This window comes from Ensifer adhaerens (assembly GCF_020035535.1).
GTDB lineage: Bacteria > Pseudomonadota > Alphaproteobacteria > Rhizobiales > Rhizobiaceae > Ensifer.
Genome location: NZ_CP083349.1, coordinates 2,561,760 through 2,588,210 on the forward strand (window position 1 = coordinate 2,561,760; position 26,451 = coordinate 2,588,210).

The window sequence follows — 26,451 nt, forward strand, 5'->3', positions numbered from 1 at the left end:
GGCCTAGGCAAAGGTCATCAGCCGCGGGCCGGTCAAGGCATAGACCTTGCCGATATGCGCGTCGTCCAGAAGGGCCGCAACCGCCACGTCGGCAATGTCGTCGCAACTGACGAAGGGCTCGGTGACCTCGTCCACGGGCAGGAAGACCGACCCACTCATCACGCCATCGGCCAAGAAGCCTTCGTCGAAATTCTCGAAGAACCAGCTGCCTCGGATGACCGTCCAGTCGGCACCGGAAGCCTGCAGCGCACGCTCGGCCGCTTCCGCCTCGTCCTCGCCACGCCCCGACAGAAGCACCAGCCGCTTGATGCGCGAGCGAACGGCAAGGCTCGAGAAGCGGTCGATGACATCGACGGCGCCCGGCACCGCCAGATCGGGCTGGTAGCAGACATAGATGCGATCGACATTTTCAAGGGCAGACGCCCAGGTCGCCTCGTCCGTCCAATCGAAGGAAGGCGACGCCGAACGGGCGCCGATGCGCACCGCTACGCCCCGCTCCCGAAGGCGCCCGGCCACCCGCCGCCCCGTCTTGCCGGTACCGCCCAAAACCAGTGTGACTTTCTGAGACATCGTTTCCTCCTGAGGCTTCATCTACAAACATGAGTATCTCTCACATTTGCAAATGTGATAAATCCTCGTATTTTAAGAGTCAAGTCAAAATGTGAGCATTACTCATGATTACAGACACAAACCCCACCACGCCTCCCGCCGAAGACGAGACCACGTTGCGCCGGACGCCCAGCCAGAAGCGCAGCCGCGAGCGCGTCGAGCAGATCCTTTCCTGCGCGACGGCACTCATCCAGGAGAAGGGCAGCGACGCCATGCGCATGAGCGACGTCGCTGAAAAGGCGGGGATTTCAATCGGGTCGCTCTACCAGTACTTCCCGGACAAGGCGGCGATCGTGCGTACGCTGGCCGAGCGCTACAATGCCGTTTGCAACGAGTGCATCTCCGCCGAACTGGCCAAGGTCACGTCGATGGCAGAACTGCGCGACGCCTTCTCACTGCTGTTCGACATCTACTACGACATGTTCCTGGCCGAGCCTGTCATGCGCGACATCTGGTCGGCGATGCAGGCCGACAAGGCGCTGCGTGAGGTCGATCTCCAACAAAGCCGCGCCGGCGGCAAGCTTCTAGCCGATGTCTGGGCCCGCTTTGCGCCCGAGACGCCGCGCGAAACGATCGACAGCGCTGCCTTCCTGATCATGCATCTCGGCGACTGCACCATGCGGCTTGCCGTCTCGGTCGATCGGCCGGAGGGCGACCGCATCGTCGAGGCCTACAAGCAGATGATGCTTCGCGATTTTGTCGCGGATGAAGCGGCCGGCGGCGCAGGCTCAATTGACAACGCCATGACACGCTCCTAATCATTTTGGATCGATTGGTTCCCGGGACGCGAACGCGTTTCGGGAGTAAACGGGAACGTGACGGATGGACCCATGCTGGGCATTCAAATCACGGCCGACCCCGCGACTGTAGAGCGACGTTGATCTTGCCGTTCCGGAGCAATCCGGAAGAAGCCACTGGAACAGGCCCCGAGAGGGTGGTCGAACTGGGAAGGCGAGGCAGATCCCGGGCATTTCGCCCAGCGCCGTGAGCCAGGAAACCTGCCACTCGATACGGGCATAGGGCCCACACCGGGAAATTTCCCGATGCCATCACGGAGGTTGTCATGGCTACGTCTACTATTTCGAGCACCCCGCTCTCCCTGAGCGATCGTCTGACCGCTGGCGTCATCGCCCTTTTCATCGGCGCATTCCTCGTCTTCGGTGCCGGCCTTGCCAATTCGGCCGTGCTGCACGACACCGCGCACGACACCCGCCACTCCTACGGCTTCCCCTGCCACTAAACGATGCGCCGGAACGTGAACAACGTTCCGCATCGAAATAGCCGCGGACCTGAATGCATCCGGCTCACGCCGGATGTCGGCGTTTGCGCATGGCGCTTTGGCGAACATGCAAGCACCGTCCGCATGGCACAGCAAATAGGAAGGCTCACCAACCACGCCGAAGCGCGTGGCGTTTGCCGTTATCGAGGGAATTCAAGATGATTGTCAGAACGCTTCTGGCCGCAATCGTGGCTGGGCTGATTGCCGGTGTCTTCATGACCGGCGCCCAGGAACTGCGGGTAACGCCGCTGATCCTGCATGCGGAGCAATTCGAAGGCGAGGCTCCGGCCGCGACCGAACAGCCGGCCGGCCAACCGGGCACGGCACAACCGGCCGCCGAGGGCCATGACCAGCATTCATCGCTGAAGGCGGTATCGCCGCTTGGCGCCGTACTCGACGCGCTGTCGCCGATCACGCCGGCCTATGCGCACGAAGGCGAACATGAGGAAGGCGGCATCATGTTCGGTATGAGCCGCTTCTCCGGCACGCTGATGGCAAACCTCGTCACCGGCTCCGGCTTCGGCTTGCTGCTCGCCGGCGTCAGCCTGGTGATCGGCTATCCGATCACGCTCAGGAACGGCGCTCTCTGGGGCGCCTGCGGCTGGCTCGCGGTGCACATGCTGCCGGCGATCGGCCTGCCGCCGGAACTCCCGGGCTTCCCGGCGGCCGAACTCGGCGACCGCCAGACCTGGTGGCTGACAACCGTCGCTCTCTCCGCGGTCGGCCTCTATCTCCTGGTCCTGCGCGAAGAAATAGTGTCCAAGGTCGCCGGCCTCGTCCTCATCGCCGCACCCCATGTCTACGGCGCGCCGCAACCGCTCGATATCTCCAGCAACGTCCCGGCCGTGCTCGGCGCCGAGTTCGCGGTCGCCGCGCTCGCCACCACGCTCGCCTTCTGGATCGTTCTCGGCGTCGTCTCCGGCTTCATCAACGAGCGCTTCCTTAAGTCGCATTGAACCCGCTGCGCCTCAAAAGGCACCGGAACATAAAAACGGCGGGGTTCAGGCCCCGCCGTTTTGCATCAGACGCGCTGCCAGCCGCGCGCGGCGATCGTCCGGCTCCAGCAGGACGCAGGTATCGCAGAAGCCGCCGCCCTCCGTCTTGAAATAGAGGCAACAGCCGCAGCGGATCCGGTACTGGCACGACAGTTGCGCGCCGCTTGCCGGATCGGTGGCGGAGATCTCCTCGTAGCAGATCTCTTCCGAAAACAGCCGCGACCCCGGCCGTTTGACGATCGCGAGCGCCTCGGCCATGCCGCGCACTTCGTCCCCGATCGCCCGTCCGATCTCCAGGAACGTGCCCGCAAGCGAATCCGCTGCCAGCCGCCACTGCGCCCCGGAAGAAAGCCCCGAGCGCTTCTTCAGGATCGCGATGACCGGCGCCAGATGCGCTGTGAAGCCGCGCTCGAAAACGCCGATGCATTCCGCCTGCTGCGATCTCTCCGCCAGATCGACGTGGAAATGATAGCGTTTGCCGGCAACCGCGCGGTCCTGGTGAAGGCGACTCCAGTCTTCAAAGCGAATGCCCGCGATCTCAGCCTGAACGCCCGCACCGAGATAGAGCGCGCCGAGAACCACACTTACCTGACGGCTGTAAAAGGCGATCAGATGCGCGGCCCGGATCCGGTCCGTCATGCCGACTGCGAAAAAGTCCTGATAGGCGAGGCTCTCCTCGATCCCGGCCCCGCCCGCAGCCCAGAAGCCGGCCGGGGCGCTGAAGGCGCCGTCCACCGTCCCGAGCGAGACACCGACGTCAGGGAACTCAGCGCGCAACCGCTCGACCACTGCCAGCACCCGTGGCGGATATCCTTCCCCGGTCTGCGCAATCTGTTGCTGGCTTCCCAAATTCATAACGTCTCCGTCGCCAGCCAGCCGCCTTCAAATCCCGCACGCTCAAGTCCGCGCCGGATTGCAGGCAGACTACGCGTCAGCTTCCAGACGAAGCCGCTCCGCCAGTTCTCGATCATCATCACGACGAGCCCCTGGTCAAGGCCGACGACGCGCGTGTCGACCCACCCCTCCGGCCCCTCGCCCGGCAGGCTCGGATTGAAGCCACCCGGAAAGCGCCCCGCCTTCAGAAGCCCGGGGTGGCTGGCTGTCATCTGGCTGAGCGCCGACAGCGACGCATCCGCACAGAAAGGCAGGCAGGCCGCCGCCGCCCAGGGCACGAGCGTGCCATCATCCGGACCGAAAGGTGCGCCGCGATTGGCGTAGCCCCGAAGTCGCTGCCAGCGTCCGTCCTTGCGGCGCAGCCGGCCACGTGGCGCATGGCAGGCGCTGAGCCCCCAGAGGTGTTCGCCATAGCCGGCGAAGCGGCCCTGATTTTGCCGCGCATGGTCACGCTGCAGCCCGATGGCTCGCCGGCTGTTCTCGAAATAGTCCGTTCCCCTCTCCCGCATCGGCCGATCGGCGAGGCCGCGAAGGTCGAGCCAGGCCTGCGGGAACAGGTGGATGAACAACGGCGCCGCGTGGAGATGAGCCCCGCCTTGAACCACGATCCAGTCATAACCGTCCGCAAAGACGGTGTAGTGCTTCGGTTCGATTGCGTGCTCAGGCGCCCCGAGCGCCAGCAGATAGAGCAGCAGTGCCTCGCTGTAGCCTCGCCAGCGATACTTCAGGAACCGGCCCGGTGGGCGCCAGCCCATCGTCAGTGTGTCACTCCGGTTCAACGCCCAGCGCCAGTCGACCCGCGCATAGAGCCGTTCGGCAAGCGCGCGGATCTCGCCCTCCTCCTCATCTTCGCGGGAGAAGAAGGCCGAAGCCGTCAGGCAGCCGGCGATCAGCAGCGCCGTATCGATGGTCGAAAGCTCGCTGCGCCAGGTGCGCGCGCCGGTCCGCATATCGAGAAAGTGATAGTAGAACCCGCGATAGCCGCTCGCCCGCTGGTCTCGCGACTGCGAGCTTTCAGCCAGGAAACGCAGCGTGGTCAACACCCGCCCGACCGCCTCGCGGCGCGAAATCCACCCGCGCTCGACGCCGATGGGATAGCAGGAAAGGCCGAAGCCGGTCGCCGCAATGCTCGACGGCGCGCCCGGAAGCGACGTATCCGCGATCAACCCGGTGACTGGATCCGCATATTCGAGAAAGTAGCCGAACGCCGCCCTCTGCAGACTATCGATCTGAAATAGTTCGGCATTTTCCGTCGGTTTCAGCATTCCGCCTTTCCGGCCCTTGACCGGTCGCAAGTACTTCCGGGCCGCCCGCGACAAAATCACTCTTTGTTGAAGGCCAACTACACCCAAATGGTCGCCGAAATCCAATCCTGTGTTACATTCTTCTAATCTGACCGCGCGCAATGACTGGTTGAAGCGATGTTGAGCGTGTTGGCGTTGATCCTCTCATTGAGTGGTGGCACGAGCCCATCGACCGCCATGTCGACGGATGTCGATGTCGAACTGATCCTGGCCGTCGATATGTCCGGCTCGATGGATCTGGATGAGGCGCGCATCCAGCGCGCCGGTTATGTCGAGGCGCTCCGGCACCGCGATTTCCTCGACGCGGTCGAAAGCGGACAACTGGGCAAGATCGCCATCGGCTATTTCGAATGGGCGGGCACAGTAAACGAATCCTCCGTCGTCGCCTGGCAAGTTATCTCCACCGCCGCCGACGCCGATGCCTTTGCCAAGCTGATCGAGGCGCGCCCGGTCGGCACCAGGCGCGGCACGTCGATTTCGAACGCGATCACCTACGGTACGGCGCTGATCGATTCGAACGCCTTCAACGGCATACGCCGGGTCATCGACGTTTCCGGCGACGGCCCGAACAATATCGGCCCGCCGGTCATCCCGGCCCGCGAGACGGCAATCGCCCGCGGCATCACCATCAACGGGCTGGCGATCCTCATTCGCCCCTCGGTCTCGACCGGCCCGCTCGACCAGTATTACGCCGAATGCGTCATCGGCGGCCCCGGCTCCTTCGTGCTGCCGGTGCACGAACCGGAGGATTTTTCGATCGCCATTCGCCAGAAGCTGGTGCTCGAGGTCAGCGGCTTGCAGCCGCCGCCATCCGTTCGCCTGGCCGATGCGCTGCCGGCATCCGACTGCCTGATCGGCGAGAAGCTGAGGCCCGGTTTCCTCGACCGCGTCTATCCCGAACTCGACAAATAGTCTTCGCCGCCTAGTTGTTGCCGCGCAACCCACGGGCGTCAGATTGTCATTTCCCTTCGCTTCGTCCGGCGATAAGATGAGCCGTTGCTTCGCGGATCGATTCATGTCCTTGACCACTACGCCCCCACCGGCCGACATGGCCGCAGACCCGGCCACCGACACCGGCAGTCAGCATATCCGCGACACGTTGCGCGATGCGATCGTCGAGCGGCGGCTCACCCCCGGCACCAAGCTTTCGGAAAGCGATGTCGGCGAACTCTTCAATGTCAGCCGTACTCTCGTGCGCGCCGCGCTGCAGGCGCTCTCCTATGAAGGCCTCGTCAGCGTCGAGAAGAACCGCGGCGCCTTTGTCGCGCACCCCTCGATCGACGAGGCGCGCCAGATCTTCGCGACCCGCCGCCTGATCGAGCCCGGCGTCGTGCGGGCTGCTGCCGCGAATATCGGCAAGGCCGAACTTGCCGAGCTCCGGCGCATGCTGGCAGAGGAGCGGCAGCTCACCGAACAGCGCGGCCAGTCGGCCCGCCGCGCCGAGATCAAGGCCTCGGGAGATTTTCACCTGGCACTCGCCGATCTCAGCGGCAACGCCATCCTCCGGCGTTTCATGGACGAGCTCGTCGCCCGCTCTTCGCTCGTCATCGCGCTTTACGGCCAGTCGACCGTTTCAAGCTGCGGCCACAGCGAACATGACGAGATCGTCAATGCGCTGGAACGCGGCGACATCGACTTGGCTGCCAAGATGATGGTCCACCATATCGACCACATCGAAGCCGACCTCGATCTTCGCGCGCACAAGTCGAGCGACCTCAAGGCTGCACTCGAGCTTTAGAGCTCGCCCCCAGCACTCGCCGAATCACGAAAAGGTCACGGGCTGAAAAAAGTCGGTGAGCCGGCGGAACCATTGCCGCGCCACAGCGTTGGCCTCGCGCTCGAAAAAGACTGAGAACGAGGATAAGCAAATGAGCGAGAAGTTCTTCGCCACTCCCATCCCCCTCCGGTTATCCGCAAAACGGCAGACCGTCGTCAGAACGGTCTTCGAAGCCGTCGAGTTGCTGCGGCAATGGCCGGGGCGCCGTGGACGTGAGTACCGCGCGGCTCTCAGGCGCTGCCTGGACGCGCTGGATGGATTGACGAGTACGGACCGGGCCAGCCGCTGCTTTGCTGCCGCTGCCCGCGAATCGGGCCTGCTTCTGGCCTGACGCGGAAATCCCAAGATCCGGGGCCATGTGTTCGTAGATCGGGTCTCTTACGATGCGCCGAAGGACGATCGGCGCATCGCCTCCCCCCAAAAGGCGCTGCGCCATCGCACAAGCCTGACTTTTCCACGAACGTAATGGACGATCAGTCGGCGAGTTCTGCCGCTTGCTTCGTCTGACGCTCGGCAAGCGCCTTCAGTGCTTCCCTGTCGAGCCGCCAATCTGGTGAGCCGTAGCCGAGCGGCCACTTGTAAGGCTCCTTGTCGTTGAAAAACACGACGGTGGTCAGCAGCGGGAAAGCCCGGCGATAGGTCTGCTGATCAAGGATTTCCTTGTACCAGGCGCGCCTGTAGTCGGCCGAACCCGAGACGCCGAGTTCGGCGATCATGACCGGTTTGCCGAAGCCTGCCACGCGCTGGTACTTTTCGTTCAGCGCTTCCGCGAAGCGGCGCTCGCGGCCCCAATAGTCGACATCCATTTTCTGCAAGCCCCAGATGGGGATCCCGACCACATCGACGACATCGTCACCCGGATAGTAGGCGGCGAGATTGCGGTGGCCCTTCGGCGACCAGACGAACCGCGCTTGCGGCGCGAGCTCGCGGCATTTGCCGACGAAATAGCGAAACGCCTTCTTGTAGCCTTCCGTGTCGCGACGTGCCCAGGGATAGCGGCCGTCAGGGTCCTCCATCTCGTGCCCCCAGCGCACATAGACCGGGCCATCGAAGGCGGCAGCGCGGGCGCAGACGTCGCCGATCTCGCGATCGAAGCGGCCCTTGCCGATATCGGCAAACAGCCTTTCGCCGCCGGCGCGCCAGTCGGCGGCATGGGTATAGGGCTCGACCGAGAGCATCAGCGCCCGGCCCTGCCGCGCCGCAGTCGCGATCTTGCGCTTCAACAGCGCGCGGTCCGGCTTTTGCCAATAAACGAACACATGCTCTAGCTCGAGCGCCTCACTGTCGGCAACGGCGTCATGCGGATCGTAGACGCCGATGGCAACCGCCCGCTCCTTCGCGCCCTTTGCCTCGGGCGCGATCGCAGCTGTCGTCAGCGCCCGGTCGATGCCGGCGGCCGGATCATCCGCACGCGCCGCCGGCGTGCCGGAAACGGCGAGAAGCGCCAGCGTTCCCGCGGCAAGGGCTGATCTCAAAAGTCTGGCCGACAACGAACATTCTCCGGCGGATCGTCTTTCGACGCCGCAAATGAAAGCAGACGCATCACGCATGCGGCGGTCCGTCACCGCCGAAGACGGGGATCCCAGTCCCCCAAACGATCCCGAGCGGCTTGGCCGCGCCGGAATTATGCAAACTCGAACTGAGACAATCCCGCTAGAGCGAAGCTCGGAGGAAGCAGTGCGACGTACGGCCGAAGCCGCTCGGCGAGCAGATGTAGGGCGCGCGACCCAGATAGGCGGCCGTGGTCTTCCTCACAGGCTGCGGTGCGACCACATCCCCATCCGCTTCGGCGACCTGCAGCTGCTTCTCTTCCTTGCGAATCTTGACCGAAGGGCTCGCGTAAGCGCTGGAATGGCTCGATGCGAACAACGGCGTTTCTCCAATAACCGTCGACGAGCAGCCGGAAAGCAGCAGAAGGCCAAGAATTGAGGCGGTCGGTACGAGATACTTGAAACCCGAAATGGGGGTGCGGCTCGCGCCGGCACATGCGGTCTTATCTCGCATAAGCATCCTTTCGAATTAGCGACCTTGGCCGCCCGATGCCTCCTTTGGGGGATATGGCGGCGTTGTTCAACCCCCTGTCCATTATAGATTGCTAAATTTAACAAATTCTTTCTTAGGGCTTTCTTCCGGCGGTTGCAGCGGATGGCACCGGCGCCCGGCACAAACACGGCTGCTGATTGGCACACGCTGGGCTTGGGGCGCCGCACGAGGATCAGGAAGACAAATCAGGAAAACCAGATGCTTGCCCAACAGCAAGCCCGAAGGCGAACCGGCCCGCCACTTGCAGGCCCACCCGCGCCGTCAGCCACCACGCCCGGTGGTAGCTGCGCCGCCGGAAACGCCGGATGGTTCGCAAGGAAATTTTTTCGCGCGAAGGCGCAAAATCGGCCGCACTGGCGCGGAAACCGCCAGGCCCGTCGATCAAGCGGCGCACGGCGACAACGGACGCGGCACCGTCCTTCCTCATTTTTAGCTATCACGCATTTACAGTTCGTTGACCTCTGGCCGCCACCTTGGAGCGAGGCGCAACATGTTGAGCGTATGCGCCCACTCCAAAACTGCCCGCGTCGTGCGGGCATTTTTTTGCGCTGAGAGCACCTTCTTCGTGCCGCCCCCTCACCTTCCCGCCCCTTGGCGAGACGCCCGATACCTGGCGCGGTACTTATGGACGCAGGCGCCCCCTGACGGGGAACGCGCATCATCGTTGATGATTAAGAAGAATTTCAGCTATTGATAATATCAATGTTACTAATTTAATCGGGATTTCTTGGCGGCTATGCTTGATCCTCGAACATTTATAGGCGCATTGCTTTCCGGTATGCGCAGAGACGCTTGCGTCGTGTCTTTGTCGATCGCCTATCTGCTTCTGGCTTTCGGCCTGCTTGAAGTGACACCCAGCACGTGGATCTGGTACTTCGGCGTTTCCCTGATAGGTCTGATCGCGATTACGGCATTGTTCGCGGCGGGCGTGCGGGGTGCCTACCATGTTCTGGTCAATCGCGTGGACCGCCCCATTACGGCGATTATCCGTGACATCCGCGGCGTGCCGTTCGCAACGGCAGTCTCCTATTTTCCCGTTGCCGTCGCACAAGTGATCCTCACCAGCGTATTCTGGCAGTGGAAGACGCGCCTGCCTGTCTTCTCCTGGGACCAGACGCTGAGCGATCTCGACCGAACGCTCCACTTCGGCTGGCTCCCGTGGCAATGGCTTCAGCCGGTTCTGGGCTATTGGCCGATCACCTTCCTGCTCAGCATCAACTACAGCATCTGGTTCATGGTGATGTGGACCTTCTGGATGGCCGTCGCATTCAGCGAGCGGCCTCAGCGAACGCAATTTCTCGTCACATTCGCCTTGTCATGGATCATTCTCGGCAGCTTCCTGGCGACCGCGTTCGCATCCGCCGGCCCGTGCTTTTTCGGCAATCTCGGCCTCGGGGAAAATCCATATGCCGATTTGATGTCCTATCTCAGGGCCGCCGACCAAAACGCGCCGATCTTTGCTCTCAACGTGCAGAACCTGCTCTGGCAGGGCTACGCGGGTGCCGGCACCGAAATGGGCATCTCTGCCATGCCCAGCCTTCACAATGCGACGGCGCTCTTGATGGTCCTGGCTTCAAGGAGCTTTCACCCCGCCATACAATGGGCGCTCAAGGTCCATTGCGTGCTGATTTTTCTGGGGTCGATCCACCTCGGCTGGCACTATGCCGTCGACGCCTACGTTTCCTATGCCGCAACGCTGGTGATCTGGTTCGGGATTGCCTCGCGGTTCCAATCCCGAAGGCTAACGCCTCAAGTCGCCTAGGCGAAATATCAGAGACTGCGTCGGCTCACCGGGTGCGCACGCATGCCAAAAAGACCGCGGACCGGGCAATAAGGCACGTGAGTTGCTCCGGCTGCGACGGTGTTGCTCCCGGTCGTTTGGGAGAAATCGCCGTTTCCCAGCAAGGTGCCGGCGCCCGATACCATGCCGTTGAGCGTAAGCGTCGACACCGCATCGATAATGAAAGTGCCGGCACGCTCACGATCCTTGCATCACGATCGTTGCATGAGGTGACGCGCAATGTGCACCAGCGCTGCATCGCTGCCGTCGGCCCCCTTCGTTTGTTTTCCCGCCTCCAGCCAGCAGACGTTCATGACCGCCAGAATGTCCTCGTCTGACAGGATCACTCCTGCCGCGTCAAAATCTCTTCGAATTATCACAAGAATGTTGCTGCGTTCGGCGTCCATCGCCGCCATCGCCAGACCATCCGAGTAGGTCTTGGCATTTTCGCCGGCAAGAGCCAGTTTCTCCGCCGCCCAGAAACCAACCAACTTGTTGCGACGTACCATTCGCACCATGTCCACACCCAGACCAGCCATCGAATTTCTCCATTGCTGCCTGGTCGGATATCGTAGCAGAAACTGCGAGGTTTGGGATTGTCCGACGGACACATCTTGACGCTGTATCACATAGCAACAAAATCGCTGGAAAAGCGTCCCAGACCGGTGTGCATATCAAATACGCGACACAAACAGCCAGAAAACCTGCAAATTCAATGTTCAGAAGCGATTGGTGGGCCCGGAGGGACTCGAACCCCCAACCAAGCGGTTATGAGCCGCCGGCTCTAACCATTGAGCTACAGGCCCACTCTGGATCTGCAGGCTTCCTGAAATCGTAACGATCTCAGGGTAAGACAAGCAGCAACTTTAAGTGCTACGGCGACCTTGGCACGTCTGAGAAGGACGTATGGCGCCGTGGCAATCCAGGTGCGCGAACCAATGGCAGTTCGCGGTGAAATGGCTCTAGCGGAAAACCTTTTTGCGGACAAGCCATTGCCGCAATGCTCACACAATCGCCAGCCAAGAAGACGCAGGGACGGAACAACCGGAGAGACATAGACCATGATTTCCACACGCACTGCCCGCACGCTTTCGATTGCCGCTTTCGCCGCCGCTTTTGCCGGTGTGGCCGCCGCTCAGGCGCAGGAGTCGGACAAGGACAAGGCAACCATTATTGTTGCCGGCGAAGGCCGCGCGACGACCGCGCCGGACATGGCGGTCCTGCAACTCAGCGTCGTCAAGGACGCCAAGACCGCCCGCGATGCGCTGGACGCCAACAACAAGACCATGGCCGAAGTGCTGAAGGCGCTGAAGGACAGCGGCATTGCCGACCGCGACCTGCAGACGAGCGGCTTCATGCTTAACCCGCAGTACAACTACCCGACCAACACCGATGGTGGGAACCGCCCGCCGGAGCTGATCGGCTATCAGGTCACCAACGGCGTCACCGTCCGCGTGCGTGATCTCGCCAAGCTCGGCGACGTCATCGACAAGTCGGTCACGCTCGGCGTCAACCAGGGCGGCGGCGTGCAGTTCACCAACGACAAGCCGGAAGCGGTCATCACCGAAGCGCGCAAGGCCGCTGTTGCCGATGCCGTGGAGAAGGCCAAGGTGCTTGCCGAAGCTGCCGGCGTCTCGGTCGGCAAGATCGTCACCATCAGCGAGCAGGGCTTCCGCCCCGAGCCGGTCCCGATGATGCGCGCCGGCATGGCCAAGGAATATGCCGCCGACGCCGTTCCGGTCGCAACCGGCGAGAACAGCTACAACGTGACGGTCAACGTGACCTTCGAAATCAAGCAGTAAAAACCTGGCAAAGCCCGCAGCGATCGCGCGCGGGCTTTCACCCTTTTCGCCCCTGGCTCCGGAAATCGGCGCCGGGGGCGAATCGTTTTGGACCCGTACTCATCGATCTTCGCGCCGGAACCGCGGATTGAAACGAGTACGGTAGCTCCGGAACAAGGTGGGGATGCCTTCGTCGGTAAGATGTCCGGCGTCTGGCGAACGCCTTGTCGCGCAACAGATGCCGCAGATCAGCAGATAGCGATGGCCTTCGCTCAGCATTCGCACGCGATCCTCAAACCGGTCGAGAAAGGTCAACAGCGCCTTTCGATGAAACCTTTGTTTGCGAGGCAGCAGACCGGGACAAAGGACGTATTTCTCGACGATCGAACCCAGTCGCGCATTCCCTCTGACGTCACGCCGCAGCTCCGGAAATCGAGCGAGAATATCGAGCCAGATTTTCTCTCGACACCCACGTAACGCCCCAATGACGATGGCTTGTCGACCAATCCGGGAAAGAACGGGCAATGAAGCCCTCAATGAAGAGAAACGCCTCTTCTATCATGCTGAATACATCTGGACCAAACCGGTCGTAGCCACTCTCGTCGCCGAAGCCGTGGTCACAGGGGACGAAATTCAAGGAAGCCCACCGCGGGGTCCGTCTGCAAGTCTGTAGTCGAATGACATCGAAATGCGGACACCACGTGCCGCATTGGGTAAAGACCGCCCCATATCAACCCCTCTGCGATCGCTACTTCGTGAGAGAGGCCGCGCAACCGGAGCCGGAAGGGAGCGGTATGTGGGCGACCAGTAGAGCCGCGCTGCAATGCTCAAACCTTCTGGTCGCAACAACGCGCGGCACAGCACATAAAAAGGCCCCCCATGCCGAAGCGTGGGGGGCCATTCTTCCGCCGGCCGGGGGAGACAAGGCGGGAGATTGGGATTGGCGCTTACCAGCGGCCGATCGTCGGGCAGCCGCGCGCGTTTGCGAAGACGATCGTCTGGCGGTAGCCGTGGCGGCGGCCCTCGACGATGACGCGGCGCGGCGTCACGTCGGCGACATAGGCGCGGCGGAGACCCCGGTCGCGAGCCTTGTCAACGGCCATCCACGGAGAGCAGCCGCCGCGGCGACCACGGTCCCAGTGACGGTCACGACCGCGGTTCCAATCGCGCTCGTCGCCATAGCCGCCGTTGTAGTCGCGATACTGCACGTCGATGCCGTCGCGGGGGCCGAGGCCGAATTCGATCGAGTCCGCCGAAGCGGTAGAGGCCGCACCAAGCAGGCCAGTCAATCCAATGACGGCGGCGGCAGCAGCGTTAAAAAAGCGGTTCTTCATGACATCTCTCCAAGCTTGAAGGGTTCAGCAGGCAATCACCGTCCCAAGCGATTGAGCAAAGAATAGGTTCCCTAAGCTGAACGACAGCGGAACCCGGTGTTCATGGGAGGTTCAGATTGCCGGAACGTGATCCCACCCCCCACTGACGCAGGATTCGGCCTTGCGAAGCGGTCCGGTCCGCGGATTGCAGACGGACGATAAGCCACTGATCCAGAACGGCTTATTGAGATCGTCGGGGACAAGAATGCGGCCCGGCGCGAAAGCGACGATTGCTGATGTGATCGTCGCGGCAAAAGCAAATCGGGTGCCGCCAGGACGGTCGCGCAATCAAAACATCGGGGCATTCTCTGGCGTCGAAGGCCGCAATCGAGCGATTCGCGCTCGCCTTCAGGCCCTCGTCAGCCGGCGAGCGTCCGTTCGAAAACGCGGATGTTGCGATAGTGGCTGAGGCGGGTGATGACCCCCTCCTCTATCTCGAAGATCAGCACGCTCGGGATGGAATAGCTCTGGCCCGTTGCAGGGGGAAAGCCCTCCATCGTTTCGCGATAGGTGCCACGCACCGTCAAGTCGGCCGCCACCCGCTGGCCGAAGGCATCGCGCATCAGCACGACGTCTCCGAACTGTTCGTCGAAGCGGCGTAGGTAGTTCATAAGCCAGGCGCGCAGGGGACCGACGCCAACGGTGCGCTGACCCGTTAGCGAATCGAGCTCGATATCCTCATGGACGAGCCGCGCCAGCGCCTCGAAATCACGCTGGTTCAGCGCTTCGATGAAACGGTTGGCAATGGTCTGTGCATCCGTCATTGCTGTTCCTCTCCGGCGCCGCGCCGGAGCCCTCCGATCTCCATGCACTAACTAGGACGAATCCCGTTCCGGTCAATTGCATCGGCGCGCCGATCGGATGGCGGTCAGGCGCCAAGGTGCAGCACGATCTCGCGACGGTGCGGCCGGTCGCGATGTTCGAAGAGATAAATCCCCTGCCAGGTGCCGAGCACCATGCGGCCACGGGCGACGGGAATACTGAGCGAGACCGATGTCAGCGCCGCCTTGATATGCGCCGGCATGTCATCCGGCCCCTCCTGCGTGTGCACCACCCAGCTCATCGTGGGATCGGAAGACGGCGGCACCAGCCGGCGAAAGAAGGCATCGAGATCGCGCTTCACATCCGGATCGGCATTTTCCTGAATGAGAAGCGAGCAGGACGTATGGCGGACGAAGACGGTCAGGAGCCCCTCTCTGTCTGTGTTGGCCCGCACGAATGCTGCCACCTCGTCGGTGAACTCGTATAGCCCCTGCCCGCGGGTGGAAATGGTGATGCTCGTCTGCGGCATGTCGGTCTCCAGCGCGCAGCGGCACCCGCCGCAAGGCAGGTGCAACTCGTTGATTTGCCCAACGCTTCTACCCCTGGACCGTTTCCGCTCCAAGACAGGGCGCCATGGGAAAAGGTGCCGCGCGCCGCCTACATCTCCAGGCTACATCTCCAGAAAGGTCTGGAAGCCGCCATAGATCATGCGCTTGCCGTCGAAGACTTCCTTCCAGGCGTCGCCCTGCAGCCGCGGATCGGCCATCACCTTGGCGACGATCGTGTCGCGGTCCGCCCGCGACTTGTAGGCGATCCAGGAAAAGACCACCGTTTCATCGTCCTTGGCCTGGACCGAGCGGGGGAAGGACGTCACCTCGCCATAGGGCACGTCGTCGGCCAGGCATTCGTTATAGGAAAGCGCGCCATACTCCATCCAGACATCGCCCGCCGCCTTGGCCATCGCCTTGTACGCCTCGACGTTCGCCTTCGGCACCGCAACGATAAAACCATCCACATAGGTCATTGAGAAATCCTCCTTGGTTCTTTCGACCAGCAAAGGACGCTTGAGGCGCAAAGGTTCCGACACCGCCTTTGATTTTTTTTGAACCGCGCCTGTCGGAACGGGCATGGCTCGTTCGTCCTTGGTTGGTAGCAACACCACGGGAGACATATCCATGCAGAAGATCACGCCCTTTCTCTGGTTCGACGATCAGCTGGAGGAAGCCATCGGTTTCTACACCTCCATCTTCCGCAACGCCCGCGTCACCGACATCCAGAAAGGCCCGGACGGCAAGGCCTTCACCGCGAGCTTCGAACTCGACGGGCAGCATTTCATGGGGCTGAACGGCGGCCCGCATTTCAAGTTCAACGAGGCGGTATCGTTTTTCCTGCGCTGTGCCGATCAGGCGGAGGTCGACTACTACTGGAACCGGTTGATCGAAGGCGGCACGCCGCAGCATTGCGGTTGGTTGAAGGACAAGTTCGGCCTTGCCTGGCAGATCATTCCCAGCGCCCTGATGCGGCACCTTAGCGATCCCGATCCGGCACGCGCCGCGCGCGCCCAGCAGGCGATGATGGGCATGGTGAAGATCGACGTCGCCGAACTGGAGAGAGCGGCAGCCGGCTGAAGCAAAATCCGGCGAAAGTGTCACACGGTTTGGCGTCCGGTTGCGCAAAACAATGGGACAGGACACTCCGGCGCCCTTGGCTGGAAGGACCTTAGCTGCCGCAGCCCCTGAGCTGCTTGTTGTAAATCGACGCCATGCCGGCCGCCCGCTTGGCGCCGGTCTTGGCCGTATCGCTCCAGTTGCCGCGCGCATAGCCGGCGTGGCCGTGATAGTAGGCGATGTAGAGCCGGTAGGCGTCGTTGAGCGCAATGCCGTTCTGCTGCGCGCTCTCACGGTGATACCAGGCGATGAAGCGGATGGCGTCGCCGAAGTCCGAGCGTCGCGCGGCCCAGCGGCCGGTCTCGCTCTGATAGCGTGCCCAGGTGCCGTCAAGCGCCTGGGAGTAACCATAGGCGGTGGAGGCGCGCGTCCAGGGTATGAAGCCGAAGAGCTTGGTGCGCGGCGGCCGGGCATTATGGCGGAAGCCGGACTCGGTATAGATCGTCGCCATCAGGATCGGCACGGGCACGCCATATTCGCGCTCGGCGCCATAGGCGGCACGACGCCAATTGTTGAACAGGCCATCTCGCTGCTCGAAAACCGCACAGGCATTCCGGGTGTCTCTCGGCACCGTTCCGCAGCCGGCCAGCAACAGGAGGACGACGACAAATACGCAACGCATCGCTGAACCTCGGGTTTCCGAGAAATTGATAAAGTGTAAACGTTAAAGATCTCTTTTGATTCAAAGGCGAACGATCGGGAGAACGGCATGACAACGTCACGAATGCTGCTGACGTTCCTCTTCGCTGCGGGTCTTGGCGCCGCCGCCTGCGCCGGCGATATCGAGCGGCTTTATCAGAGCGACGCAATCGTCACCGGCACCGGCGAGGTCAACCGGCAGATCGGCTTTCGCGAATGCCTGGGTGAAGTGCTGGTGAAAGTTTCGGGTGATCCGACGATCCCCAAAGCGCCCGGCTTCGCAGCGCTTGAGGCTGAGGCGGGCAGCTTCGTCGCGTCCTTTTCCTATCGCGACCGGCTGGAAGGCATCCCCATCCACGACGAACAGGGCACCCACGATCGCCCGCACGATCTTACGTGCCTTTATGCACCGGCAACGCTCGACCCGCTTCTCGCAAAGCTCGGCCGCAAGCCGTGGCTCGAGCCGCGCCCGGTGATCGCCGTGTTGCTGGCAGTCGAGGATCAGAGACGCCGCTTCGTGCTCGCGCGCGACGGCGATGAAAGCCCCTATATGGCGGACTCGCTTCAGGCGTCGGCGACACCGCTCGCCCTTTCGGTGACTCTGCCGGACAAGGCGGCCATCGCTGGCCAAGAACTGGACTTTGTGACGATATCGCAAGCCGGCCAGGACACCCTCTCCCGGGTTGCGCGGCTGAGCGAAGGGGACGTGACACTTGCGGGCACGCTGGTCTGGTCCGACCAAGCCCGTGGCTGGATCGCCAACTGGCGGATGGCGTCGAGCGGGAAAGACTACGCGTGGAAAATCAGTGGCGTCAGCTTTGACGATGCTTTCCGCAATGCTTTGCGCGGAGCGGCCCGTATTCTCTCCGGAAACGGGTCGCCCTGAGCGGTCACAGTCGCTACCTTTCAGCCTATCCGAGCGAGGCAATCAATTCGCGATAGGCGGCCTCGGGAAATGCCTTGAGCGTGGTCGAGCGCACATTGCCGCCCATGCCGAGGTTCAGTGCGAAGCGTGCGGCAACGGCATCATCCGGCGCCTCGACGACCGCCACCATGTCATACGTGCCCATGGTCAAAAAGAAATGTTTGAAGGAGCCGCCCATGTCGGCGAGCATCTTCTTGGCCGCGTCGAGACGCTTCGGCGAGTCGCGCACATTCTTCACGCCCTGCTCGGTCCAGTTGAGGAGCACGACATACGTGGTCATTTCACACCTCCACGGGGGCACGCTTCACGCCCGCGGTGCGATTGCTCCCGCGTCTCAGACGGGGTGCCCCAGATTGCTGCGAAAGCGCGAATATACTCCTCGCGCAAAGCGCCCACAATAAATCGCACGGGTGAGTAGGAACGAAAAAGCCGGGCACGGGGCCCGGCTTTTTCAGTTGTTCAATGTGCCCGACTTAGCTGTCCAGGAAGCTTCTGAGCTTCCTGGAGCGGCTCGGATGCTTGAGCTTCCGAAGCGCCTTCGCTTCGATCTGACGGATACGTTCGCGGGTAACCGAGAACTGCTGGCCGACTTCTTCGAGCGTGTGGTCGGTGTTCATGCCGATGCCGAAGCGCATGCGCAGGACGCGCTCTTCGCGCGGCGTCAGCGAAGCGAGAACGCGAGTGGTCGTCTCGCGCAGGTTCGCCTGGATGGCGGCGTCGATCGGCAGCAGCGCGTTCTTGTCCTCGATGAAATCGCCGAGGTGCGAATCTTCTTCGTCACCAACAGGCGTTTCGAGCGAGATCGGCTCCTTGGCGATCTTCAGGACCTTGCGGACCTTTTCGAGCGGCATGGCGAGCTTTTCGGCCAGTTCTTCCGGCGTCGGCTCGCGGCCGATCTCGTGCAGCATCTGGCGCGAGGTACGGACGATCTTGTTGATCGTCTCGATCATGTGCACCGGGATACGGATCGTGCGGGCCTGGTCGGCGATCGACCGGGTGATCGCCTGACGGATCCACCAGGTGGCGTAGGTCGAGAACTTGTAACCGCGGCGGTACTCGAACTTGTCGACCGCCTTCATCAGGCCGATGTTGCCTTCCTGGATGAGATCGAGGAACTGCAGGCCGCGGTTGGTGTACTTCTTGGCGATGGAGATGACGAGGCGCAGGTTCGCTTCGACCATTTCCTTCTTGGCGATGCGTGCTTCGCGCTCGCCCTTCTGAACCATCGAGACGATACGACGGAATTCGGCGATCGAGATGCCGGTTTCAGTCGCGAGATTCTGGATCTCCTGGCGGATGTCGCGGATCGTCTGGTTTTCGCTCTTGGCGAATTCCTTCCAGCCCTTGCCGGCAAGGTTGCTGATCGACTTCATCCAGTTCGGGTCGAGTTCGGCGCCGGAATACTGCTCCAGGAACGAGTCGCGCTTGACGCCGTAGCTTTCGGCAAGCCGCAGCAGGCGGCCTTCGTTCTGCATCAGGCGCTTGGAGATATCGTAGAGCTGCTCGACCAGGCTGTCGACACGGTTCTGGTTGAGCGACAGCGACTTGACCGCCTTGATCAGCTCGTCCTTGAGTTCCTTGTAGCGGCGCTCCTGGGCAGGCGACAGCGTGCCGGTGGCAGCAAGGCGTGCTTCCACCTGCTGGTCCTGCAGCTTGCGCAGCTTCTTGTAGGTCTCGGCGATAATGTCGAGGGTTTCCATGACCTGCGGGCGCAGTTCCGCTTCCATGGCCGCGAGCGAGAGGTTCGACTCGTCGTCGTCTTCCTCTTCTTCTTCGGGCGGCATGACATCGCCGCCGACATTGGTAATGTCGTCGTCGTTGGCGGCCGTGCGCACCTTGCGGGTCTTTTCCTTTTCCTCGGCAGCCTTGCGGTCAGCCTCGATCTTCTCCGGGCTCTGGAACTGCGGGGCAGCCTTGGCCTCAGGCCCGGAATAGGTGGTTTCGAGATCGATGATCTCGCGCAGCAGCGTCTGGCCTTCGTTCAGTTCGTCGCGCCAGATGATCAGCGCCTGGAAGGTCAGTGGGCTCTCGCAGAGACCGGCGATCATCGTTTCGCGGCCAGCCTCGATGCGCTTGGCAATCGCGATTTCGCCTTCGCGGGACAGGAGCTCGACCGAGCCCATTTCGCGCAGATACATGCGGACCGGATCGTCGGTACGATCGGTCGGTTCCTTCTTCTTGCTGGTCGCAAGCGCCGTGCCGCCGGAAGGCGCGAGTTCGCCGCCTTCGCTGTCGCCGTCGTCGTCGCTCGCCTCGTCGTCACCGCCGCCGGCAGCCTCTTCGGCTTCCTCATCCTCGATCACGTTGATGCCCATGTCGGACAGCATCGCCATCGTGTCTTCGATCTGTTCGGAGGTGACTTCCTCGGACGGAAGGACCGAGTTCAACTCGTCCATCGTCACGTAGCCGCGCTTCTTGGCGGCCTTGATCATCTTCTTGACAGCGTCGTCGGAAAGATCGAGAAGCGGACCGTCCGGAGCACCTTCGCGTTCTACGTCAGCTTCTTCGTTTTCTTTGACTTTGGTTGCCATTTAGTTCGTCGCTTTCCTTGTCGCAACCGGCGTGAGTCCGGTGCCAATGCCGCTCGAAGGTTCGGGCACGCCGCGTACCCGCCACCGAATCATTTCCCCTGACGTAACGGGATGATGTTTAATTCCTGTTTAACCACGAGTGCGATCGTGGCAAAGCGGGCAAGCTTCGACAGTCCTGCCACTGAAACGTCTCTGGCATGATTCCCTAACCGCCGTGTCATTTCGCCATTTCTTATTCGGAAATGGTGATTCCCACTATTTTCGATCCCGTCAAGCATTTCCGCTGAAAAACCGGCTGATTCGGCAAAAATCACCGTTCCTATCGCTTTTTGGGGTTTATCAGCTTCCGCTGAAGATGTAGGCGCTGCCCGCCAAAAGACAAGGGTGCCACCGATTTAATCGGCAAGGTCCCGTTGTGCCATATCCGCACCGCAACCAGAGATTCATCTTTCCCCTGCTCCTAAACCGAACGACCGTCGTATTTGACGATCTTGACCGCCTCCAGATCGAACTCCGGCAAGCAACGCAGGTTGATTGCGGCCATCTTCCCGTGCGGTCCCTCGCCTTCGCCGAAAGGGGCGATGCCGCAGCTATCGCAGAAATGATGCCGGATGACATGCTTGTTGAAGAGATAGGTCGAAAGGTCCGTTTCCGGTGTCTTCATCGTCAGCCTGTCGCGGGGAATGAAGGCAAGCAGCCCGCCGCGGCGGCGGCATAGCGAGCAGTTGCAGTCGATAGCCTCGGCGAAATCCCCCTCCACCTCGAAGGCGATCTTGCCGCAATGGCAACTTCCCTCATAACGCATGCACGGTCTCCTCTAACTTCCCAACAAGCCTGGTTGCTGCGACGAAGATAGCGCGGCGGCGCCTGCAAGCAAGCGCCGCTGCCCGCGGCCATAAGCGCGCAAAACAATTCCTCGATCGGCCCGTTTCCGACCGAAGTTCGCAAGTTTGTTCCGGCTTTTTGCTTGCACCCGACCCGATCGCGGACGACTTTCGCCACCGATCTCATGGAGGAACCGGATGCTCATCAAGGAAACCGACGCCATGCGCGTGCTATCGATCGCGCGGCGTCTCACCATTCCCGACGTCAAAAATGAAAGCGCCGCATTGGCGCCAGTCATCGAGGCGGAAATGGAACGCGCCGGAATGACGCCCGCAGGCCCCTGGGTCTTCATCGCGCGGAACCTGCCGAAAAACGCCAAGACCCTCTTCGACTGGCGGATCTGCCGTCCGGTCACGGGTGGCGAGAACTATCGCGGCGATTTCGACCTGATCGACCTGGAGCCGATCATGGTGGCATCGGCCCTGCATCAGGGACCGATGCGCAGCCTTTTCACCCAGGGCTACACGCCGCTGGTCGAGGAGATCGAGATGTCCAGGCACAATTTCTCCGGCGAGAGCCGCGAGATCTATCATCGGTGGGCGGGACAAGGCGCCCGCTACCATGAGATCGAGATCCAGTTCGGCCTTGCCAACTGAGCCGCCGCGCCTTGCGGGGTACGGCGGCCCTTGGGGTTTACCAGTCCATCACGACCTTGCCGGAATTGCCCGAGCGCATCGCCTCGAAGCCGTCGCGGAACTCGTCGATCGTGATGCGGTGGGTGATGACCGGGGCAAGGTCGAGACCGCCCTGCACGAAGGCGATCATCTTGTACCAGGTCTCGAACATCTCGCGGCCGTAGATGCCCTTGAGGTTGAGCATCTTGAAGATCACCTTGTTCCAGTCGATCTCGAAGCCGGCCGGTGCAATGCCGAGGATGGCGATCTTGCCGCCATTGTTCATCTTGTCGATCATGTCGCGGAAGGCGGGAGCCGCCCCCGACATTTCCAGCCCGACGTCAAAACCCTCGGTCATGCCGATCGCCTTCATCACGTCGGCAAGGTTCTCCTTCGACGCGTCGACGACGTAATCGATGCCGACGCTCTTGGCGAGCGCCAGGCGCGTCGGGTTAATGTCGGTGATCACCACCTTGCGGGCGCCCGAGCGCTTGGCAACGAGCGCCCCCATGATGCCGATCGGACCGGCGCCGGTGACAAGCACGTCCTCGCCGACGAGATCGAAGGAGAGCGCTGTGTGCACGGCATTGCCGAACGGATCGAAGATCGCCGCCACTTCATCGGGCACGTCGTCGGGGATCGGCACGACGTTGTATTCCGGCAGGCAGACGAACTCGCCGAACGAGCCCGGCCGGTTGACGCCGACGCCGAGCGTGTTGCGGCACAGATGCCCGCGGCCGGCGCGGCAGTTGCGGCACTTGCCGCAGACGATATGGCCCTCGCCCGAGACCCGCTCGCCGACATGGTACTTGGTGACGGCCGAGCCGACCTCGGCGATCTCGCCCATGAACTCGTGGCCGACGACCATCGGCACCGGAATGGTCTTCTGCGCCCACTGGTCCCAGTTCCAGATGTGCACGTCGGTGCCGCAGATCGCCGACTTCTTCACCTTGATCAGCACGTCGTTCGGGCCGATCTCCGGCACCGGCACACGCTCCATCCACAAGCCCACTTCGGCCTTCGACTTGACCAGCGCCTTCATCATGTTCGTCATTTGATTGCCTCCCTCAGATCACGCCGAGATCGCGGCCGACCTCTTCGAAGGCGGCGATCGCCCGGCGGACGTCCTGTTCGCTGTGTGCTGCCGACATCTGCGTGCGGATGCGCGCCTGGCCCTTCGGCACCACCGGGAAGGAGAAGCCGATGACATAGACGCCCTTTTTCAGCATGCGCGCCGCCATCTCCTGGGCGAGTGCGGCATCACCGAGCATCACCGGGATGATCGGATGGCCCTCGCCGGCAAGCGTGAAGCCGAGCTTGGTCATCTCGGTGCGGAACAGTGCCGCATTGGCATAGAGCCGCTCGCGCAAGGCATCGCCGTTGTCGATCAGGTCGAAGACTTTCAGCGAGGCCGCAGCAATCACCGGCGCCAGCGTGTTGGAAAACAGATAGGGCCGCGAGCGCTGCCTGAGCCAGTCGACGACCTCCGCTCTGGCCGAAGTGTAACCGCCCGAGGCACCGCCGAGCGCCTTGCCGAGCGTGCCGGTGATGATGTCGATCCGGCCCTCGACGCCGCAATGCTCGGCCGAGCCGCGGCCATTCTTTCCGACGAAGCCGACCGCATGGCTGTCGTCGACCATGACCATGGCGCCGTACTTGTCGGCGAGATCGCAGACACCACCGAGATTGGCGATGATGCCGTCCATCGAAAAGACGCCGTCGGTGGCAATCAGCTTGAAGCGGCTGCCCTCGGCCTTCTTCAGCTCTTCTTCCAGCGCCGCCATGTCGTTGTTGGCATAACGGAAGCGCTTGGCCTTGGACAGCCGCACGCCGTCGATGATCGAGGCGTGGTTGAGCGCATCGGAGATGATCGCGTCCTCTTCGCCAAGCAGCGTCTCGAACAGGCCGCCATTGGCATCGAAGCAGGAGGAATAGAGGATCGTGTCTTCCAGGCCGAGGAAGGACGAAATCCGCGCCTCGAGTGCTTTATGCTCCTCCTGCGTGCCGCAGATGAAGCGCACCGAGGCCATGCCGTAGCCGTAACGGTCGAGCGCCTGTTTGCCCGCCTCCGCCAGCTCTTCGTTGTCGGCAAGGCCGAGATAGTTGTTGGCGCAGAAGTTGAGCACCCGATCGCCCGAGGCGACCTCGATCTCACCCGCCTGCTTCGAGGTGATCACACGCTCCGACTTGTACAATCCGGCCGTCTTCAGGCGATCGAGTTCTAAACGGAGATGGGACAGAAAGGCTGAAGTCATGGCCGCCCTCGCTTGAAGAAAACATTGCGTGGCTGACGAGTATCATGACGGCTTTTGACTTGCAGCAAAATCCGGCGCCCAGCCGGATCGAGCGCAAAAACGACAGGGCGTTTCACGGTGCGATGGTACAGCGGAAATAATGTGTCGCGTTCACCGAAATAAGCGACGCTTTGTTTCCGGTGACGCAACGATTGACCACTTCTCTCGCGCCGCGTCTGCGGCGCGAGAGACCACTCAAAACAACGCCGCGAGGGGACTGAAATGTTCAGAAAGGAATTGCTTCGGCCGCTCCCAACCAGAAACGGGGACCACCGGACGATAGTGAATGCCACGGGACGTCACCCGTCCAGATACCCATCGATAACAGCAAGAAACGCCTCACCGTAGCGTTCGCGCTTGCTTTCGCCGATGCCGGGGATATCGAGCAGCTCGTCGAAGTCCCGCGGGCGTTCCTTGGCGAGCGCGATCAGGGTTGCGTCGGGGAAGACGACATAGGGCGGGACGTTCAGATCCTTGGCGATCGTGAAGCGCTCGGCGCGCAGCAGTTCGAACAGCTCGAGATCGGAGCCGGCGAGATCCGCGCGCTCGCGCTGCGAACCCGACTTGGCGCCGCGCGCCGTCTTGCCCGAGGTCGGGCGATCCTTGCGAAAGAAGACCTGGCGTTCGCGCTTGAACACGGCGCGGGCCTCCGGCTCGAGCTTCATCGCACCGAAAGCGGCGTGGTCGACGCTGATCAGCCCCGCTGCCAGCAATTGCCGGAAGACCGATTGCCAGGTGCGGGCCGGCAGATCCTTGCCGGCGCCGAAGACCGGCATATCGACATGGCCGAAGCGCTCGGTCTTCTCGTTGACCGTGCCCATCAGTACATCGACCACATGGCCGGTGCCAAAACGCTCGCCAGTGCGATAGACCGCCGCCAGTGCCTTGATCGCCGCCTCCGTGCCATCCCAGGTCTCGACCGGCTTCAGGCAGGTGTCGCAATGGCCGCAGCGTCCGGGATGGGCCTCGCCGAAATGCGCAAGGATCGCCTGGCGGCGGCAGCCGGTCGTCTCGCAGATCGCGAGCAGCGCGTTGAGCTTGCCGCGCTCGATGCGCTTGATGTCGTCTGCCGCCCCACCCTCGTCGATCATCCGGCGGCGCTGCAGCACATCAGCCATGCCATAGGCCATCCAGACCTCCGACGGCTGGCCGTCGCGGCCGGCGCGGCCGGTTTCCTGGTAATAGGCCTCAACCGAGCCCGGCAGATCGAGATGGGCGACGTAGCGCACATCCGGCTTGTCGATACCCATGCCGAAGGCGACAGTGGCGACAAGGCAGAGGCTCTCCTCTTTCAGGAATGCATCCTGATGCTTGTCGCGCAGCGTCCGGTCCATGCCGGCGTGATAGGGCAGCGCCCGGATGCCCTGGGCGTTCAGCCACTCGGCCGTATCCTCGACCTTGGCGCGCGACAGACAATAGACGATGCCTGACGACCCCTTGAAGCGCGAAAGAAAGCGCAGCAGTTGCTGGCGTGGCTGGTCGCGCTCGACGATTTCATAGGCGATGTTCGGGCGGTCGAAGCTGGTGGTGAAGACCTTGGCATTGGTCAGCGCCAGCCGCTCGACGATATCGTCGCGGGTATGCGGATCGGCGGTCGCCGTCAGCGCGATGCGCGGCACGCCGGGATAGCGCTCCGCCAGAAGTCCGAGCGCGCGGTACTCCGGGCGGAAGTCATGGCCCCATTGCGAAACGCAGTGCGCCTCGTCGATGGCAAAAAGCGCGATGCGGGCATCGCCGAGCAGATCCGCGAAACCGTCGGTGACGATCCGCTCCGGCGTCACGTATAGAAGGTCGAGCGTGCCGTCATGGATCTGTCGCCGCACGGCGACCGCTTCCTCGCGGGTCAGCGACGAGTTGAGGGCCGCCGCATTGACGCCGAGCTGCTTCAACGCCTCTACCTGGTCGCGCATCAGCGCAATCAGGGGCGAGACGACCACACCGAGCCCGGGACGGCAGAGCGCCGGGATCTGGAAACAGAGCGATTTTCCGGCGCCGGTCGGGAAAAGGACGACGGCATCGCCGCCACGGGTCACATGTTCGACCACTTCCTGCTGCCGGCCGCGAAAGGCGGAATAGCCATAGACGCGCTTCAGCACATCGAGCGGCGCCGGGCCGGCGTCGTCGAAAAGATGGCTGGCAGCGCTCTCAGCGCGCTTCGCCCTTTCGACAAACTCCATCACGTCTCCTCCACGGGAATCACTGCCCGCAATCATCGCAAGATGCGACCGCAATGCCATAGGCGTCAGGGCAAATGAAGAGAAAGCCGCGATAATCCCGCGCGATCAGCAGCAATTTCAAG

31 protein-coding genes, 1 tRNA gene and 1 riboswitch are annotated in these 26,451 nt (G+C 62.3%); of the genes, 11 read left to right on the forward strand and 21 right to left on the reverse strand.

The window, feature by feature from the left end:
* Nucleotides 1-3: 3 nt before the first annotated feature.
* The gene (locus tag LAC81_RS12570) at nt 4-570 is read right to left on the reverse strand and encodes an SDR family oxidoreductase (RefSeq protein WP_328716183.1); all 567 of its coding nucleotides are present in this window, start codon (nt 568-570) and stop codon (nt 4-6) included.
* 104 nt (nt 571-674) lie between these two features.
* Here LAC81_RS12570 and LAC81_RS12575 point away from each other — a divergent pair, with 104 nt between their 5' ends.
* From LAC81_RS12575 to LAC81_RS12585, 3 genes are all read left to right on the forward strand, one after another.
* Complete coding sequence (locus tag LAC81_RS12575) at nt 675-1,367, forward strand: TetR/AcrR family transcriptional regulator (RefSeq protein ID WP_223725059.1); 693 nt, start codon at nt 675-677, stop codon at nt 1,365-1,367.
* Nucleotides 1,366-1,630, forward strand: a riboswitch (cobalamin riboswitch). Its footprint overlaps the gene before it by 2 nt.
* Nucleotides 1,631-1,672: 42 nt before the next feature.
* A complete protein-coding gene (locus tag LAC81_RS12580) occupies nt 1,673-1,849 on the forward strand; it encodes a CbtB domain-containing protein (protein WP_034791966.1) in 177 nt (58 codons plus the stop codon).
* A 197-nt stretch (nt 1,850-2,046) separates the two neighbouring features.
* Nucleotides 2,047-2,844 carry a CbtA family protein gene (locus LAC81_RS12585; RefSeq protein ID WP_223725060.1) on the forward strand — a complete coding sequence of 266 codons (798 nt, stop codon included), beginning with the start codon at nt 2,047-2,049 and terminating at the stop codon, nt 2,842-2,844.
* A 45-nt stretch (nt 2,845-2,889) separates the two neighbouring features.
* On the opposite strand, the gene LAC81_RS12590 is transcribed toward LAC81_RS12585, so the two are convergent.
* Together LAC81_RS12590 and LAC81_RS12595 are read right to left on the reverse strand one after the other, a co-directional pair.
* On the reverse strand, nt 2,890-3,681 hold the full coding sequence (locus tag LAC81_RS12590; RefSeq protein ID WP_223725061.1) for a (2Fe-2S)-binding protein: 792 nt from the start codon (nt 3,679-3,681) through the stop codon (nt 2,890-2,892).
* Nucleotides 3,682-3,734: 53 nt separating this feature from the next.
* On the reverse strand, nt 3,735-5,042 hold the full coding sequence (locus LAC81_RS12595) for a glucoamylase family protein (protein ID WP_223725062.1): 1,308 nt from the start codon (nt 5,040-5,042) through the stop codon (nt 3,735-3,737).
* A gap of 156 nt (nt 5,043-5,198) precedes the next feature.
* On the opposite strand from LAC81_RS12595, the gene LAC81_RS12600 reads away from it, so the two are divergent.
* The 3 genes from LAC81_RS12600 to LAC81_RS12610 all read left to right on the forward strand — a co-directional run bounded on the left by LAC81_RS12600 (nt 5,199) and on the right by LAC81_RS12610 (nt 7,189).
* Nucleotides 5,199-5,993, forward strand: coding sequence for a DUF1194 domain-containing protein (locus LAC81_RS12600; RefSeq protein ID WP_223725063.1), 795 nt, complete (start codon nt 5,199-5,201; stop codon nt 5,991-5,993).
* A gap of 103 nt (nt 5,994-6,096) precedes the next feature.
* On the forward strand, nt 6,097-6,819 hold the full coding sequence (locus LAC81_RS12605) for a GntR family transcriptional regulator (RefSeq protein ID WP_419195769.1): 723 nt from the start codon (nt 6,097-6,099) through the stop codon (nt 6,817-6,819).
* Between the two features lie 130 nt (nt 6,820-6,949).
* Nucleotides 6,950-7,189 (forward strand): DUF982 domain-containing protein, encoded by a 240-nt coding sequence (locus LAC81_RS12610; protein ID WP_057253209.1) that lies wholly within the window; start codon nt 6,950-6,952, stop codon nt 7,187-7,189.
* Nucleotides 7,190-7,331: 142 nt separating this feature from the next.
* Here LAC81_RS12610 and LAC81_RS12615 read toward each other — a convergent pair whose 3' ends face one another.
* From LAC81_RS12615 to LAC81_RS12625, 3 genes are all read right to left on the reverse strand, one after another.
* The gene (locus LAC81_RS12615) at nt 7,332-8,348 is read right to left on the reverse strand and encodes a glycoside hydrolase family 26 protein (protein WP_223725064.1); all 1,017 of its coding nucleotides are present in this window, start codon (nt 8,346-8,348) and stop codon (nt 7,332-7,334) included.
* Nucleotides 8,349-8,511: 163 nt separating this feature from the next.
* Entirely contained in the window at nt 8,512-8,862 is a 351-nt protein-coding gene (locus LAC81_RS12620) for a hypothetical protein (protein ID WP_223725065.1), read from the reverse strand.
* A 211-nt stretch (nt 8,863-9,073) separates the two neighbouring features.
* On the reverse strand, nt 9,074-9,328 hold the full coding sequence (locus LAC81_RS12625) for a hypothetical protein (RefSeq protein ID WP_223725066.1): 255 nt from the start codon (nt 9,326-9,328) through the stop codon (nt 9,074-9,076).
* A gap of 372 nt (nt 9,329-9,700) precedes the next feature.
* On the opposite strand from LAC81_RS12625, the gene LAC81_RS12630 reads away from it, so the two are divergent.
* Nucleotides 9,701-10,663 carry a phosphatase PAP2 family protein gene (locus tag LAC81_RS12630; protein WP_223725067.1) on the forward strand — a complete coding sequence of 321 codons (963 nt, stop codon included), beginning with the start codon at nt 9,701-9,703 and terminating at the stop codon, nt 10,661-10,663.
* 230 nt (nt 10,664-10,893) lie between these two features.
* On the opposite strand, the gene LAC81_RS12635 is transcribed toward LAC81_RS12630, so the two are convergent.
* Complete coding sequence (locus LAC81_RS12635; protein WP_223725068.1) at nt 10,894-11,220, reverse strand: ATPase inhibitor subunit zeta; 327 nt, start codon at nt 11,218-11,220, stop codon at nt 10,894-10,896.
* A gap of 191 nt (nt 11,221-11,411) precedes the next feature.
* Nucleotides 11,412-11,487 (reverse strand) — tRNA-Ile (locus LAC81_RS12640).
* Between the two features lie 255 nt (nt 11,488-11,742).
* Between LAC81_RS12640 and LAC81_RS12645 the strand changes: the two genes are divergently transcribed.
* Nucleotides 11,743-12,483 (forward strand): SIMPL domain-containing protein, encoded by a 741-nt coding sequence (locus tag LAC81_RS12645; RefSeq protein WP_223725069.1) that lies wholly within the window; start codon nt 11,743-11,745, stop codon nt 12,481-12,483.
* 99 nt (nt 12,484-12,582) lie between these two features.
* On the opposite strand, the gene LAC81_RS12650 is transcribed toward LAC81_RS12645, so the two are convergent.
* From LAC81_RS12650 to LAC81_RS12670, 5 genes are all read right to left on the reverse strand, one after another.
* Nucleotides 12,583-12,987, reverse strand: coding sequence for a hypothetical protein (locus tag LAC81_RS12650; protein ID WP_223725070.1), 405 nt, complete (start codon nt 12,985-12,987; stop codon nt 12,583-12,585).
* A gap of 422 nt (nt 12,988-13,409) precedes the next feature.
* Entirely contained in the window at nt 13,410-13,796 is a 387-nt protein-coding gene (locus tag LAC81_RS12655; protein ID WP_223725071.1) for a hypothetical protein, read from the reverse strand.
* 398 nt (nt 13,797-14,194) lie between these two features.
* Nucleotides 14,195-14,599, reverse strand: a complete 405-nt coding sequence (locus LAC81_RS12660) for a ketosteroid isomerase-related protein (RefSeq protein WP_223725072.1) — start codon at nt 14,597-14,599, stop codon at nt 14,195-14,197.
* Between the two features lie 104 nt (nt 14,600-14,703).
* On the reverse strand, nt 14,704-15,126 hold the full coding sequence (locus LAC81_RS12665; RefSeq protein WP_223725073.1) for a secondary thiamine-phosphate synthase enzyme YjbQ: 423 nt from the start codon (nt 15,124-15,126) through the stop codon (nt 14,704-14,706).
* 141 nt (nt 15,127-15,267) lie between these two features.
* Nucleotides 15,268-15,621, reverse strand: coding sequence for a DUF1428 domain-containing protein (locus LAC81_RS12670; RefSeq protein ID WP_223725074.1), 354 nt, complete (start codon nt 15,619-15,621; stop codon nt 15,268-15,270).
* 151 nt (nt 15,622-15,772) lie between these two features.
* On the opposite strand from LAC81_RS12670, the gene LAC81_RS12675 reads away from it, so the two are divergent.
* Nucleotides 15,773-16,225, forward strand: coding sequence for a VOC family protein (locus tag LAC81_RS12675; RefSeq protein WP_223725075.1), 453 nt, complete (start codon nt 15,773-15,775; stop codon nt 16,223-16,225).
* Nucleotides 16,226-16,316: 91 nt separating this feature from the next.
* On the opposite strand, the gene LAC81_RS12680 is transcribed toward LAC81_RS12675, so the two are convergent.
* Nucleotides 16,317-16,886 (reverse strand): hypothetical protein, encoded by a 570-nt coding sequence (locus LAC81_RS12680; protein ID WP_113540451.1) that lies wholly within the window; start codon nt 16,884-16,886, stop codon nt 16,317-16,319.
* Nucleotides 16,887-16,973: 87 nt separating this feature from the next.
* Here LAC81_RS12680 and LAC81_RS12685 point away from each other — a divergent pair, with 87 nt between their 5' ends.
* Nucleotides 16,974-17,789, forward strand: coding sequence for a DUF2066 domain-containing protein (locus tag LAC81_RS12685; RefSeq protein ID WP_223725076.1), 816 nt, complete (start codon nt 16,974-16,976; stop codon nt 17,787-17,789).
* Nucleotides 17,790-17,814: 25 nt separating this feature from the next.
* On the opposite strand, the gene LAC81_RS12690 is transcribed toward LAC81_RS12685, so the two are convergent.
* The 4 genes from LAC81_RS12690 to LAC81_RS12705 form a co-directional block, all read right to left on the reverse strand.
* On the reverse strand, nt 17,815-18,108 hold the full coding sequence (locus LAC81_RS12690; protein WP_223725077.1) for a GYD domain-containing protein: 294 nt from the start codon (nt 18,106-18,108) through the stop codon (nt 17,815-17,817).
* A gap of 193 nt (nt 18,109-18,301) precedes the next feature.
* Complete coding sequence (rpoD, locus tag LAC81_RS12695; protein WP_223725078.1) at nt 18,302-20,359, reverse strand: RNA polymerase sigma factor RpoD; 2,058 nt, start codon at nt 20,357-20,359, stop codon at nt 18,302-18,304.
* An 89-nt stretch (nt 20,360-20,448) separates the two neighbouring features.
* Nucleotides 20,449-20,673 carry a hypothetical protein gene (locus LAC81_RS12700; RefSeq protein ID WP_162768926.1) on the reverse strand — a complete coding sequence of 75 codons (225 nt, stop codon included), beginning with the start codon at nt 20,671-20,673 and terminating at the stop codon, nt 20,449-20,451.
* Between the two features lie 146 nt (nt 20,674-20,819).
* The gene (locus tag LAC81_RS12705) at nt 20,820-21,164 is read right to left on the reverse strand and encodes a GFA family protein (protein ID WP_113540456.1); all 345 of its coding nucleotides are present in this window, start codon (nt 21,162-21,164) and stop codon (nt 20,820-20,822) included.
* Between the two features lie 217 nt (nt 21,165-21,381).
* On the opposite strand from LAC81_RS12705, the gene LAC81_RS12710 reads away from it, so the two are divergent.
* Nucleotides 21,382-21,840 (forward strand): hypothetical protein, encoded by a 459-nt coding sequence (locus tag LAC81_RS12710; protein ID WP_223725079.1) that lies wholly within the window; start codon nt 21,382-21,384, stop codon nt 21,838-21,840.
* Between the two features lie 37 nt (nt 21,841-21,877).
* On the opposite strand, the gene tdh is transcribed toward LAC81_RS12710, so the two are convergent.
* The 3 genes from tdh to recQ form a co-directional block, all read right to left on the reverse strand.
* Complete coding sequence (gene tdh, locus LAC81_RS12715) at nt 21,878-22,912, reverse strand: L-threonine 3-dehydrogenase (RefSeq protein ID WP_223725080.1); 1,035 nt, start codon at nt 22,910-22,912, stop codon at nt 21,878-21,880.
* A 13-nt stretch (nt 22,913-22,925) separates the two neighbouring features.
* On the reverse strand, nt 22,926-24,113 hold the full coding sequence (locus LAC81_RS12720; protein WP_223725081.1) for a glycine C-acetyltransferase: 1,188 nt from the start codon (nt 24,111-24,113) through the stop codon (nt 22,926-22,928).
* A gap of 338 nt (nt 24,114-24,451) precedes the next feature.
* Complete coding sequence (gene recQ / locus LAC81_RS12725; protein ID WP_223725082.1) at nt 24,452-26,329, reverse strand: DNA helicase RecQ; 1,878 nt, start codon at nt 26,327-26,329, stop codon at nt 24,452-24,454.
* Nucleotides 26,330-26,451: the final 122 nt, after the last annotated feature.